General features: G+C 43.0%; 13 protein-coding genes. 9 read left to right on the forward strand and 4 right to left on the reverse strand.

Features of this window, described 5'->3' with window-relative positions; translation table 11 throughout:
* Nucleotides 1-310: 310 nt before the first annotated feature.
* Nucleotides 311-1,327 carry a sulfate/molybdate ABC transporter ATP-binding protein gene (locus tag HWQ58_RS36065; protein ID WP_292873346.1) on the reverse strand — a complete coding sequence of 339 codons (1,017 nt, stop codon included), beginning with the start codon at nt 1,325-1,327 and terminating at the stop codon, nt 311-313.
* A 154-nt stretch (nt 1,328-1,481) separates the two neighbouring features.
* Between HWQ58_RS36065 and HWQ58_RS36070 the strand changes: the two genes are divergently transcribed.
* From HWQ58_RS36070 to HWQ58_RS36085, 4 genes are all read left to right on the forward strand, one after another.
* Nucleotides 1,482-1,898 carry a hypothetical protein gene (locus tag HWQ58_RS36070; protein WP_292873348.1) on the forward strand — a complete coding sequence of 139 codons (417 nt, stop codon included), beginning with the start codon at nt 1,482-1,484 and terminating at the stop codon, nt 1,896-1,898.
* Between the two features lie 90 nt (nt 1,899-1,988).
* On the forward strand, nt 1,989-2,630 hold the full coding sequence (locus HWQ58_RS36075) for a hypothetical protein (protein ID WP_292873350.1): 642 nt from the start codon (nt 1,989-1,991) through the stop codon (nt 2,628-2,630).
* Between the two features lie 124 nt (nt 2,631-2,754).
* A complete protein-coding gene (locus HWQ58_RS36080; RefSeq protein WP_292873352.1) occupies nt 2,755-3,210 on the forward strand; it encodes a helix-turn-helix domain-containing protein in 456 nt (151 codons plus the stop codon).
* Nucleotides 3,211-3,330: 120 nt separating this feature from the next.
* A complete protein-coding gene (locus tag HWQ58_RS36085; RefSeq protein WP_292873369.1) occupies nt 3,331-3,783 on the forward strand; it encodes a transposase in 453 nt (150 codons plus the stop codon).
* A gap of 32 nt (nt 3,784-3,815) precedes the next feature.
* Here HWQ58_RS36085 and HWQ58_RS36090 read toward each other — a convergent pair whose 3' ends face one another.
* A complete protein-coding gene (locus HWQ58_RS36090; protein ID WP_292873354.1) occupies nt 3,816-4,037 on the reverse strand; it encodes a hypothetical protein in 222 nt (73 codons plus the stop codon).
* A gap of 90 nt (nt 4,038-4,127) precedes the next feature.
* On the opposite strand from HWQ58_RS36090, the gene chlP reads away from it, so the two are divergent.
* The 3 genes from chlP (at nt 4,128) to HWQ58_RS36105 (ending at nt 7,092) form a co-directional block, all read left to right on the forward strand.
* Nucleotides 4,128-5,348, forward strand: coding sequence for a geranylgeranyl reductase (gene chlP / locus HWQ58_RS36095; RefSeq protein WP_292873356.1), 1,221 nt, complete (start codon nt 4,128-4,130; stop codon nt 5,346-5,348).
* A gap of 659 nt (nt 5,349-6,007) precedes the next feature.
* Complete coding sequence (locus tag HWQ58_RS36100) at nt 6,008-6,847, forward strand: GNAT family N-acetyltransferase (protein WP_292873358.1); 840 nt, start codon at nt 6,008-6,010, stop codon at nt 6,845-6,847.
* Nucleotides 6,848-6,894: 47 nt separating this feature from the next.
* Nucleotides 6,895-7,092: a hypothetical protein gene (locus HWQ58_RS36105; protein WP_292873360.1), complete on the forward strand. Its 198-nt coding sequence runs from the start codon at nt 6,895-6,897 to the stop codon at nt 7,090-7,092.
* A gap of 85 nt (nt 7,093-7,177) precedes the next feature.
* Here the strand turns inward: HWQ58_RS36105 and HWQ58_RS36110 are convergent, their stop codons facing one another.
* Complete coding sequence (locus tag HWQ58_RS36110) at nt 7,178-8,686, reverse strand: FAD-binding oxidoreductase (protein WP_292873362.1); 1,509 nt, start codon at nt 8,684-8,686, stop codon at nt 7,178-7,180.
* A gap of 30 nt (nt 8,687-8,716) precedes the next feature.
* On the opposite strand from HWQ58_RS36110, the gene HWQ58_RS36115 reads away from it, so the two are divergent.
* Entirely contained in the window at nt 8,717-10,069 is a 1,353-nt protein-coding gene (locus HWQ58_RS36115) for a pentapeptide repeat-containing protein (protein WP_292873364.1), read from the forward strand.
* A gap of 120 nt (nt 10,070-10,189) precedes the next feature.
* On the opposite strand, the gene HWQ58_RS36120 is transcribed toward HWQ58_RS36115, so the two are convergent.
* Nucleotides 10,190-10,804 (reverse strand): Uma2 family endonuclease, encoded by a 615-nt coding sequence (locus HWQ58_RS36120; protein ID WP_109009643.1) that lies wholly within the window; start codon nt 10,802-10,804, stop codon nt 10,190-10,192.
* A 150-nt stretch (nt 10,805-10,954) separates the two neighbouring features.
* Here HWQ58_RS36120 and tnpB point away from each other — a divergent pair, with 150 nt between their 5' ends.
* On the forward strand, nt 10,955-12,175 hold the full coding sequence (tnpB, locus tag HWQ58_RS36125) for an IS200/IS605 family element RNA-guided endonuclease TnpB (RefSeq protein WP_292873367.1): 1,221 nt from the start codon (nt 10,955-10,957) through the stop codon (nt 12,173-12,175).
* Nucleotides 12,176-12,306: the final 131 nt, after the last annotated feature.

Here is a 12,306-nt window from a genome sequence, read left to right on the forward strand (position 1 = left end):
TCCCCTACACCCCTACACCCCACACCCCCACACCCGCCCCAACGGGGCTTGGTAAAAATTGCCAGACTGAGATGCCCGACTTCTCAAAAAACTTGGGCATCTCATTAGACTTATTGTATGAATCAATCAGCTTTCACCCTAAATCCCTCTCTAAGCTTGGGAGACAGACTTTGAAATTAGCTCCCCTTCTCCCAAAATTGGAAGAAGGAGTTGAGGGCGAATTTTGCATTTGTGCAAAAAGTCTATTGTTGACGAATGATTTCAGATTACTAATTATTACCTCATGCCCCCTGCCCCCTGCCTCCTATATTCAAATTGAATAAGACACTGGGAAGGACTTTGCATCTTTTGGCTTTACATACACTCGCTGTAGAGGTTCTAACTCTAAGTCATTAAAGCGATCGCGTGTTAAATGCGCCATCACCACTTGCCCATCATCGAAAGTTAATTCTACCTGAATTTCCCAACCCAAATGTATCAATCGGCTTACTGTTGCAGGTGTAGTGGTACCGTTAGCAGCCTTTTCTAAAATTACATCTTGCGGACGCAAAAATACTTGTGGGTGTGGCGCATCAAATCCGCTTCTTTGAAAAATCTTTGAGGTGCTGGGTAATACATTCACCGGGCCAATGAAGCTCATTACAAATGCGGTGGCGGGATTATCGTAAATTTCGGCTGGTGTCCCTACCTGTTCCACACGGCCTTTATTCATGACCACAACTTCATCTGAGACTTCCATTGCTTCTTCTTGGTCGTGGGTGACGAAAACTGTGGTAACATGAACCTCATCATGGAGGCGGCGTAACCATGCCCGTAAATCTTTGCGGACTTTCGCATCGAGTGCGCCGAAGGGTTCATCTAGCAATAAAACTTCCGGTTCTACTGCCAATGCCCTTGCTAAAGCTACTCGTTGTCTTTGACCACCAGAAAGTTGTGATGGATAGCGATCGCCTAGTCCACTCAATTGCACCAATTCCAGCAACTGTTCTACTCGCCCCTTAATTTTCTTTGGCTGTGCCTTGCGAATTTCTAGACCAAAGGCAATATTTTGCTTGACAGTCAGATGCTTAAATAGGGCATAGTGTTGAAACACAAAGCCAATATTTCGTTGTTGCACACTTTGGTATGTAGTATCCTTGCCGGTAAGCAGGATTTTGCCGCTATCTGGCATTTCTAAACCTGAAATTAACCGTAGTAGCGTAGATTTTCCTGATCCCGATGGCCCTAGTAATGCAACTAGCGAACCACTCTTAATTTCCAGGCTGACCTGATCGACTGCCTTGAAACTCCCGAATTGTTTGGAGACGTTCTCAACTACTATACCCACTGCTGCTGTACCTCTGCAACTAAATCTACAGATCCTTGGTAGGATTACTGTGTCTTATATATACCATACATCTTTATTTATGAATGAATAAGATTTAGCTACCACAACTGCCACAATCGAGGAAGCTACAATCAGGGACAAAGTGTGAGAAGCCTTGGGGTTAAAGAAATTCCCTAACCTGTTTCCCAAAGACTCGCCAAGAATTATCCAAAGATCGCGGCTTGTTCTCAAAGAAGGAAAATGGCGAGAGGTTACATACAAACGTGAAGAACGCACCGCATCAGGAGTCTATAATTTTATTGTCACTTTAGAGGGAATAGTGTTTATTCGTAGAGCCAGTGCTAGGGTTGCAGATAGAGCAATTAGTCATATAGATTTAGCAAAGGGAGAGGCTGTAAAATATGCTGGACGGCTCTACTTTTCAGGACGCAATAATAGAGGCATCCTTCGCAAATGGACTAATGAATCTGGACATTATCGACCTGGTGCTGAATCGATGAGCAACGCAGATTTACTACCTCAAGAACTTTTTCAGCCAGGTCAATTCAAGAGTCTAATTAGTCTCAATTGAATGCCTGGTAATTATTAAGACATTTGCTCACATTGGAGTGTAATTAAATCGGATGATAAATCTTATCAGAGATTAATAGTTACAAATAATATGATTAGCCGATTTATTACCGATAAAGATTTTGAAAACCATAAAGCTTTACAACAGAGGCTGATGAGTTTACCCGAAGAAGCTCAGTTCGATGAGATAAGCACTATCTTAGATCGAAATTTTGTCATCGGTCTAAAGTTAGCTAATGCCATATTGAAGAATAAAAGATACTTTGAGATTCTGCTTGAGCGAGGAGTCGCAGAAGCAAATGCTAGTGAAATAGAACTATGGCTAAAGTATTTACTCCCGCGTCTTGGCTTTCGACGTGTTATAGCCATCCTATCTGGCAAATTATCAGAACAGCCTCAGGAAGTACATAAGACTTCGTACTGGCTACCCAAATTTTTACCAAAAGGTAATGAGCAAGCTGCAAAATTGCTGAAAGAGCTTTTGAATAAGGAGAAACAGATGTTAGGTAAAGAGTACAAAGCTGTTAGAACTTCCGGGCAAATTTACAAGTTAATTTTAAAAATCAAGAGTACAGGTGAATATGCAGTTTTTGGTGGATATCAATTGGGTAGTCAGGGTTCTAAAATAATTGTTGAAGTTCTCAATCCAGAAGACTTATATCCAACTGGTGGACTGAGGGAAGTATCACCTAGTGATGTAGAGATTCTCGATCCACAACCTTACAACGATTAATACTAATACCGATTCTAAATGAGGGTGCATAGAACTGTAGAATGGTTAACAGCAAAGATTAAGCAATGCTCGGCAAACAATGGCACGCCCGTTCAAGTTATAAATCAGCCAGAGCGTTGAGTATTTGTCCAAAAGTCTCAAGAAGGCTAGGACAGCATTTGAAAAAGAACGTTTACAAATGCTGTGGTGGCTCAAAACAGAACAAGTCATGCAGCATCAGGAATTAAGCCGAAAGCTAGGTAGAGATGGCTCAACCGTAACGCGCTGGTTGCAAAAGTATCGTCTTGGGGGGTTAGGAAAGTTATTAGAGGTGAAAACCGCACTTGGAGCGGCTCGAAAGCTAACACCAGAGATGCGATATCGACTTGTAGAGAAACTGCAATCCCCTACGGGATTTAGCAGTTATGGACAAATTGTAAAGTGGCTGGATCAGGAATTTAATGTGCAAGTCAAATACAAAACGGTCTATCGCTTAGTACGGTATGAACTCAAAGCAAAACTGAAAGTACCTCGACCAGTGAGCAAAGACCAGGATGAATTTGCTGTGAGCCTGTTTAAAAAAACCTTCCCCTCGCCTTAGTGACCTTACAAAACCTCTTAGGTAAAGGTAAACGATTGCGTTACTTATGTCAGGATGAGACGCGACTTGGGTTGAAAACTGAAACAGGGCGGGTGATTACGGCACGCGCAAGTCAAACCAATAGTTAGTGTACAGTGGCCACGAGAAGCATTTTGGCTTTATGGGGTGGTTGAGCCGTTGGCAGGATGGCACTTTTGTCAAGAGTATACACACCTTAACAGTGAGATATTTCAGAAGTTCTTAGATGCACTATCTCAGGAACTGAGTGATGATATGGCTTTAATTCAAATGGATCAAGCATCAGCACACCAAGCTTTGGGCTTATCCTGGCCAGAAAATATTATTCCTATCTTTCAACCTTCTCATAGTCCTCAACTCAACCCGATTGAAAGATTATGGCAGTTTATCAAACGTCAGTTTAAGGGTGAGAATTTCTCAAATTTACAGCAATTACGCCAACGAGTTCAACATGAACTAGCTCAAATGTCCTCTGAGTTAATCTCTTCTTTAACTTGTTATGATTTCATTCTTGAAGCTCTATTTCACGAAGCTTTATTCTATGCATCTTCATAGAGAATTGGTATAAGGGTAGTAATTAGGTTGGGTTAAAAAATTATATCTGTAAGTTTTACGTCACCACTAGCGATCGCAGTTAGAAAAGATTCAATGGAGTCCAGTTCAAGGCTAAGGGTGATCGCACGGTTAAGTCCAGTGATAGAGCTATCGCCAGCGTGTTTACCAGTGGTGACGATGAGGATAACTTTATTGATTTCGGGAATAAATTTTCCATCTCGCTTTTCGTATCGAAACATTAAGGAATATTGCATTTGTGCAGAAACCTGGAGGAAAAGCGCCAAATCACCCAAAAGACCGTGGTAGTATGCTCTCGGTAAATGTGAAGATTGGGAGAAAGACCTTTGACACTACGGGTTGCTGTTATTGGGTCAGGCCCTGCTGGTTCATCTGCCGCAGAAACACTGGCAGCCTCTGGGATTGAAACCTACCTGTTTGAGCGGAAGCTAGACAATGCAAAGCCTTGTGGGGGTGCAATTCCCCTATGTATGGTGAGTGAATTTGACCTACCACCAGAGATTATTGATCGCCGGGTACGGAAGATGAAAATGATTTCGCCTTCCAATCGTGAGGTTGATATCAATCTGATAAATGAAGATGAATATATAGGAATGTGCCGCCGGGAAGTGCTGGATGGCTTTTTGCGCGATCGCGCGGCAAAACTAGGCGCAAATTTAATTAATGCCACTGTTCATAAACTCGATATACCAGGAAACAATACCGATCCCTATACCATTCATTACATTGACCACACAGATGGTATATCACAGGGTATTGCCAAAACTCTGAAAGTGGATCTAATTATTGGGGCAGATGGGGCTAATTCCCGCGTTGCCAAAGAGATGGACGCTGGGGATTACAATTATGCGATCGCTTTCCAAGAGCGAATTCGCTTACCCGAAGACAAAATGGCTTACTACAACGACCTCGCCGAAATGTATGTCGGTGATGACGTTTCTACCGATTTCTACGCTTGGGTTTTCCCCAAATATGACCACGTAGCAGTTGGTACTGGTACAATGCAAATCAATAAAGCCAGCATCAAACAGTTACAAGCTGGTATCCGCGCTCGTGCTTCCGAGAAATTGGCAGGCGGTAAAATCATCAAAGTCGAAGCCCACCCCATTCCTGAACATCCCCGTCCCCGTCGTGTTGTTGGTCGCATCGCTTTGGTGGGAGATGCTGCTGGTTATGTTACCAAGTCTTCTGGTGAAGGTATTTATTTTGCCGCTAAATCTGGGCGGATGTGTGCCGAAACCATTGTCGAAGCATCTAATAGTGGTAGCCGTATTCCTACAGAAGGCGACCTCAAGGTTTACCTGAAGCGTTGGGATAAAAGATACGGACTCACTTACAAGGTGTTGGACATTCTGCAAACCGTATTCTATCGTTCTGACGCCACCCGCGAAGCTTTTGTGGAAATGTGTGATGACCTCGATGTGCAACGGCTAACATTCGATAGCTATCTGTATAAGACGGTTGTCCCAGCTAATCCGATCACCCAACTGAAAATTACTGCCAAAACTATTGGTAGCCTAATTCGCGGTAATGCCCTTGCACCTTAATTGAGTGCAAAGGACTGGGACTTGCAACAATAAATTACCAATTTTGTGAGGTGGATATCTTGCACGCTTATTAATCAGGGCGGGCAAGATGCCCACCCCACAATATATTTTTATCATTTGATAGTAAATAGACCCATGTTGTAGACGCAAAGGCGAGAGCGTCTCCAAGAGTCGCGGCTTCCCGCAGGGTATTGCCCCTAAGACAGAGTTTTTCCCAGACTACATATTTAGTATTTTCTGTCAATTCGTAAGTTTTGGAAGTAGCCCTTTCAAGATGAGTAAAAATTTTGGTCAATAAATTCCTCTTTAAGCTCTATACTCTGTGTCCTCTGCGTCTCTGTGGTTATACAAATTACTTTTAAACCGCAGAGACACAGAGAAGCCAGTGCGCCCTTGCGGTTCCCCGACTTGTAGCAACTGGCGCAGTGCAGAGAGAAAAAAAGAGATTTTATATCATGTCCGGCTAATTAGTTATAATTCCTGAATCTATGCAGAAAGCCCAAAAACCCCTCTCCTCTGCACCTGGAGCCCCTCTGCCCCTCTGCGGTCTTAATGATAAGTCTTTAACCGGACACGATATTACAAGTCACCTTGAAAGGGCTAGTTTTCGCAGTTCTAGATAGCACAACTCTTTACTTGGTTAGTGAAGAAGGCAAATCATGCAACTAGATCGATTCGACAATATTCAGGAATTCTGGCACTGCCAAAAGGCTTACTTACTCCAGCATCAGGTAGAAAATAATGTTTTGCTCAGTATTTTGCATACCTTGTTGCATAACCCAGAACGTTATCTGGGTAAGCCTTATTTAGCAATTGTCCAAACAAGTGGTGAGATTCTAGCTGTTGCCATCCGCACCCCACCCCAAAAATTGATATTATCCAAAGCCCCGAATATGGATGCCTTGCGGTTGATTGCTGAAGATTTACGTCAAGAGCAACTGCCAGGAAGTATGGGACTGGCTAAAGAGGTAGAAATATTCTCGCAGACTTGGCAAACGCTGACAGGACAATTTTATCAACGGTCGGTGGTAATGAAAATTTACCAATTAACGGCAGTGCAAAGAGTCTCAACCGCCAGCGGATATCTCAGACTGGCAACTGAAAGCGATCGCTCTCTTTTGATCAAGTGGCTTTCTGCATTTTTATCTGAGATAGATCAGGCAGGGAGCGAAGATGTCGAACACCAAGTAGATAATCGGTTGAAACAGCAGAATACTTATTTTTGGGTTGATAGCACTCCAGTTTCGGTTGCGTCTGGTAAACAAGTGTTACCTACAATTGGTCGGATCAATTTAGCTTATACACCACCAGAGTATCGTCGCAAAGGATATGCCACTGCCTGTGTCACAGCGTTAAGCCAAAAACTGCTAGACCAGGGATGCCGCGATTGTTTGCTCATAGCAGATTTAGCCAATCCCACAGCCAATCATATTTATCAAGTGATTGGGTATCGCCCCATTTGCGATTGGCACGAATACTCATTCACCTCCAAAGAGTAAGCAGAATAAAGTGATCGCTCCAATTAAATTACTTTCGATGGCAAAATATGCAAACTGCGATCGCACCTAATTACACCGTTAGGATTTTAGTGAAACCCAACAACAATCAAGGATTCTTGGTGTTGGGTTTCGTTCCTACAAACGCCACTTGCTTCCTTGCAGGGGTACAAGTCGGGAAACCACAAGGGCGCACTGGCTCCCCACTCTACCCCAATACGGTTCAGTTAAGGAGATTTATCTGTTAAGGCAGGCAGGGGGAGCAGGGGGAGCAGGGGAGGCAGGGGGAGAGAAAAAAGCTTAAGTGAATGGTATTGCACTCTACCCCTAAATTTATCTGCCGTATTTTTGGTAAAAATAATTTTGGAAAATCCCATTGGGGTCATACTTGCGCTTGAGGGCGAAAAATTTAGCAGATTGTGGATAAGCTCGACGAAATTGTTCAGGTGTGGCATGAAGACGATAGGGCAGATAGTACCTACCGCCAACTGTAAGGGCTGCCTCAATCAGTTTCTGGGTCATTACCTGCATCTTTGCCTCCCCCTCTTGAGTGCGTTGCTGATGAAACAGCATCACCAGTCCAAAAACTTCCCGATCGGCATATCTGAGAAAACTGTCGTTATCCTGGTGAACATTTCGCACCGTGACATTGAGCAAATCCCCTTCGTTCTGGGGAATAATGATGCGACACTTCTCTAAAAACGCTTCCAGAGATTTAGGGGGAATAAAGTACTCATGCAGGATGTCAGTCTCTGCCTGGTGACGATTCTCAAATAAGGCAGAAGAACGGTTGAGAATCTGGTTTCTCAAAACCCGGTTTCCGGCTTCTCCCCCAACAATTTTTTCTAGTTGCCAGCGCAAACTTTTGCCATAGTCACTGCCGATGCTGCCACGGAAAATCGTCCGAGGTAATCCAGACTCGGCTTGTTTTTCTAAAGAGACAATAGCGGGGGTTGTTTCTGGAACTCGGTGATAGGTAGTAAGAATAGCTTCTTGTAAAAAGCTTTCTGGTGCGACAGAAAGTCTACCGTATACCATACCAATAGTGGTTGCATTATCTACCCGTTGCCTATAAGTATCAATATAGTTGTCGCTCTTAATTACGAACCGTTCAGCTATATACGTCTCATTGGGTACTACTCTCAAGTCCACGTCAAGAATGATCCCGAATAGTCCGTAACCGCCTAAAACTAGAGAAAATAACTCTGGGTTTTCCTGTCTGGAACACTCCACAATGCCACTTGCCAGCATTAACCGGAAACGTTCGACTGTGCTAGCAAAGGGGGGACTATTATGTTGCCAGCCATGAGCATTAGCACTCATCGTGCCACCCACAGAAAAATCGTTGTTGGACTGCATCACGGCGACAGAATAGCCACGCTCATTTAGGTAAGGAATAATCTCAGACCATTTAGCTCCCGATTGCACCGTCAGAATTTTAGTTGCCGGGTTGAATTGCATCCGGTTGAAGTGGAGCATATCCAGGGAGATGCCATTAGCATACAGAGTATGACCACCCATAGTGTGGCGTGAACCTGCGATCGCTACTTTCTTACCTTGACGCAAGGCATCTCTAAGTACAGACTGTAATATTACCTCAGTAACTCCAGGCTGACTCTTAATCTGCTTAATTGTCACCTGTGTCTGGTTCAAGTGACTGGCATCATCAACTGTGCCAGGAAGCAGAGGTTGACGGTCATCGCGATCGCTCCAGGCTGTTAAAGTCAGGTGAGTAACAGGTCTGGCGATGACTGTCAGGGCAATAGTCGTAGTTGCCAAAAGGACAAGCAGAATAATCTTCAGTCTGCTTTTTAATAATTTACTGCGGTAGGAACGCTGCATAACCTGGATTGAGGGGGCAAAATAGAAAACATGACGATTGAATCCAATTCCTCTAATCTACCAACCCCAGAACCAGCTCCCGAAAACGATTTGCAGCCAGATGACTTTGACGGGAGTGCAACCGAGAAAAACCTAAGCTCAGAAGTACTGGCGACACAACAAGCACTAGCGGCGATCGCATCTTTGCAATCTCCGCAACATACAACTGCTCTCAAACAAGCCCGTTCTGACTTCAAGCAACCCATTACCAAGCAATTTACAGTTAAGCCGAGGGCATTGCTAATTATTTTAATTGCGATCGCCACCACCTTCGTTGGAATTATCCTTAATAACTGGATCGTTGGTATTATCGGAACGCTGATGGCTTTGCTGTTATCCCTAGCGATATTATTGCCTTGGTTGCAAGAAGTTTTAGACGAATGGTTTTCACCCCAAGAACGCACCCTGTTTGTGGCTTTTTTAGGACTAATAGTAGCCATCATTGGCACGATCAGATTCACAAGTGTGGGCGATCGCTTACTGTTTTTAGGACGCCAGATTAACTGGGAAACTGCTGGTAGCCTAGCAGAATGGTTTGGCGCTTTGGGGCAAATTCTGATTGCGATCATCGCCGTTTACGTAGCATGGCGACAATATGTCATTTCTAAAGACTTGACAATTCAGCAAAACCTGCTAACAGTTCAGCAAAATATTATTACCCAGCAACAGACGATTGATTCCTATTTTCAAGGCGTTTCCGACTTGGTATTAGATGAAGAAGGATTATTAGAAGATTGGCCCCAAGAAAGAGCGATCGCTGAAGGACGCACTGCGGCAATTTTAAGTAGTGTCGATGGTAGTGGTAAAGCGAAAATTCTGCGTTTTTTGTCACGTTCCAAGTTGTTGTCACCCCTAAAGCGCGATCGCTTATTAGGTCGAGCCATTCTCGATGGGACTGGCGGATATGCAGAAGACCGCCTCGAAGGTGTGCGCGTCATCGATTTAGGCGTAACGCTAGCCGCAGCAGACCTTTCCGGTACTGATTTACGTTGGACTGACCTCAGCGAAGCTAATCTTGTCCGCGCTAACCTGTCCGGTTGTGATTTAGTAAAAGCCAACCTCTCCCGGACAATTTTATATAATGCTAATCTCGATGGTGCCGACATCAACGGGATTCGCCTATTCTATGGTGTAGTAGATAAAGCATCGCCCCGCAGTCGCACTGAACCACCAAATTATCAAACTGGCGAACAAACTGGCGCTGTGGTAGAAAATGCCGATTTCAGCAATGTGCAACGGATGTCTGAGTCTACACGTAACTACTGTTGCGCTTGGGGTGGCGAAAAAACTAGAGGCACTATTCCTGGTGGTTGTGAAGGTATTCCTAATAAATTGGGAAGATAGTTATAAGACTAGTACCGCAAGGCAAAAGTCAAAACTCAAAAGTCAAAAGTATTATTAAATAAGCTCTTTAGGGATTTGAAATGGTTGCTCTATTTACGCCGTGGCGTACTAGATAAAAAATTAGTTAGCCGCATTAAAAATCTGCTGTGCAGTTAAATTTAATTGAGGAAAGGTAGGTGATGAAATCGCGGTGTTACCTTGAAACGCTGTCATTTGATATTCACCATCAACTAATTCGCACACAAAAATAGTGGGTTGTTTGGGATTACCGATGAACTTTCTTGCACCCAATGCAGCATAATCAGCAATCCAATATTCGGGAATGCCCATTTCTTCATAATCCCTAAGTTTATTGTAGTAATCATCTCGCCAGTTGGTTGAAACAACTTCGATGACTATTGGAACCGATGCTGCTTGGCTTACTGTTGACTGTTTTTGAAAAAGCGGTTCATTGTCGAGATTATCAAGATTTAGCAGCAACACATCAGGCGAATAAGCCGATTCGGCAGAAGGAGTTTGGATCAATGCAGTTTTGGGTATAGTGTAGGGAAGATTCAGGCGATCAAACTCGACAGTTAGCTTACGCGCTATAAATCCTACAACTTTTTCATGCGAACCGGTTGGAGGCGGCATTTCAATAATTACTCCTTTGTGTAACTCATAGCGTTTACCGTCATTGGGATACCATTCGATAAATTCATTAAAGGTTAGTAATTTGGGCAACGCTTGGGTCATAATCTTACCTCCATATATGTTTTACTTTATCATGCAATAAATGTTGATGCCTTCAAGCCGCACACTCGTGACTTCCAATCATGAGTTAGGCACTCTATATTAAGTGTAGTTTTGTGTTAAAATTGAAAGGTATTTAGAAAATTCAATAAATTGTCATTCATCCAAAAAGCATTTAAAGTTACTCTCATCCCCACACACAATCAAGAAGTCTTAATCAATAAGACAATTGGTTGTGCCAGATATGTGTATAACCGCTTTTTGGCACTCAAGAAAGAGTTATATGCAAGTGAGCGAAAAACTTTAAACTATAATGCTTGTAGTCAACAGCTAACTGTACTCAAGAAAGAAATTGAATGGTTAAAGGAAGTAGATAAGTTTGCCTTACAGAATTCACTCAAAAATTTAGAGACAGCGTACAAAAACTTTTTTGCTGACTTAAAGAAAGTCAAAGGCAAGAAGGGTGTAGGTTTCCCAAAGTTCAAAAAGAAAGACGGGTGCAAGCAGTCTTACAAAACTAATCTCACTAACGGCAACATACAGATAATAGAGAATCGTTTAAAACTCCCAAAGTTAGGGTGGGTAAAATTCCACAAGTCACAAGACATTACCGGGAAGCTTGTAAACGTTACCATAACTCACACTTCTTCTGGTAAATATATTGCTAGTATCCTGTGTGAAACTGAGATAGAAAAATACTCTCAAGCTACACAAAATGTTGGCTTAGATTTAGGAATTAAGTCCTATCTTCTCACTAGCGATGGTGAAGTTGTAGATAATCCCAAATATTATAGGACTCAAAAGAGGAAGCTACACTCATGCCATAAAAAACTATCCCGCAGTTTAAAAGGCAGTAGTAATAGAGTCAAGGCGAAAATCAAGCTGGCTCGTACCTACGAACGAATTACCAATCTCAGAGATGACTTTCTGCATAAGCTGTCAACCCGCCTAATTAAAGAAAACAGTATTATATGTATCGAGGATTTACGAGTTGCTAGCATGGTGAAGAATCACAAATTAGCTTTGAGTATTTCAGACGCTAGTTGGGCTAAGTTTGTCGCCATGCTAGAGTATAAAGCTAACTGGCATGACAGAATTGTGCAGAGAGTTGGTACTTTTTATCCCTCGTCTCAGACTTGTAACTGTTGTGGTTTTGTTAACCCATTAGTTAAAGATTTAAAGTTGCGTGAATGGTCTTGTCCTGGTTGTCATAATTACAATTCGAGAGATAAAAATGCGGCTTTGAACATATTGAGTGAGGGGTTGAGAATTTTAACAGCAGCCGTCGGTGCGCCGGATGCTATATACGCCTGCGGAGAACTTATAAGACCTGGAGCAATTCAGGCTCAGATCGTTGAAACAGGAATCGCGTGACTTCTAGTCATGCGAGGTTCAATAGGATTACAAATATATTAAATGGCTTTATGTAAATTCTTGGGGGTTGCCTAAATTCAATAAACGACTGCCCGAATTCAATAAACGACTGCCCGAATTCAATAAACGAC

It is taken from the genome of Nostoc sp. LPT (assembly GCF_017115165.1).
Classification (GTDB): Bacteria; Cyanobacteriota; Cyanobacteriia; order Cyanobacteriales; family Nostocaceae; genus Nostoc.

Bases quoted from the DNA above. Each gene is read 5' to 3' on its own strand.
- HWQ58_RS36110 (WP_292873362.1), bottom strand. From the start codon at position 8,686: ATGCAGCGTTCCTACCGCAGTAAATTATTAAAAAGCAGACTGAAGATT.
- HWQ58_RS36115 (WP_292873364.1), top strand. From the start codon at position 8,717: ATGACGATTGAATCCAATTCCTCTAATCTACCAACCCCAGAACCAGCT.
- HWQ58_RS36090 (WP_292873354.1), bottom strand. From the start codon at position 4,037: ATGCAATATTCCTTAATGTTTCGATACGAAAAGCGAGATGGAAAATTT.
- HWQ58_RS36105 (WP_292873360.1), top strand. From the start codon at position 6,895: ATGCAAACTGCGATCGCACCTAATTACACCGTTAGGATTTTAGTGAAA.
- HWQ58_RS36120 (WP_109009643.1), bottom strand. From the start codon at position 10,804: ATGACCCAAGCGTTGCCCAAATTACTAACCTTTAATGAATTTATCGAA.
- HWQ58_RS36100 (WP_292873358.1), top strand. From the start codon at position 6,008: ATGCAACTAGATCGATTCGACAATATTCAGGAATTCTGGCACTGCCAA.
- HWQ58_RS36075 (WP_292873350.1), top strand. From the start codon at position 1,989: ATGATTAGCCGATTTATTACCGATAAAGATTTTGAAAACCATAAAGCT.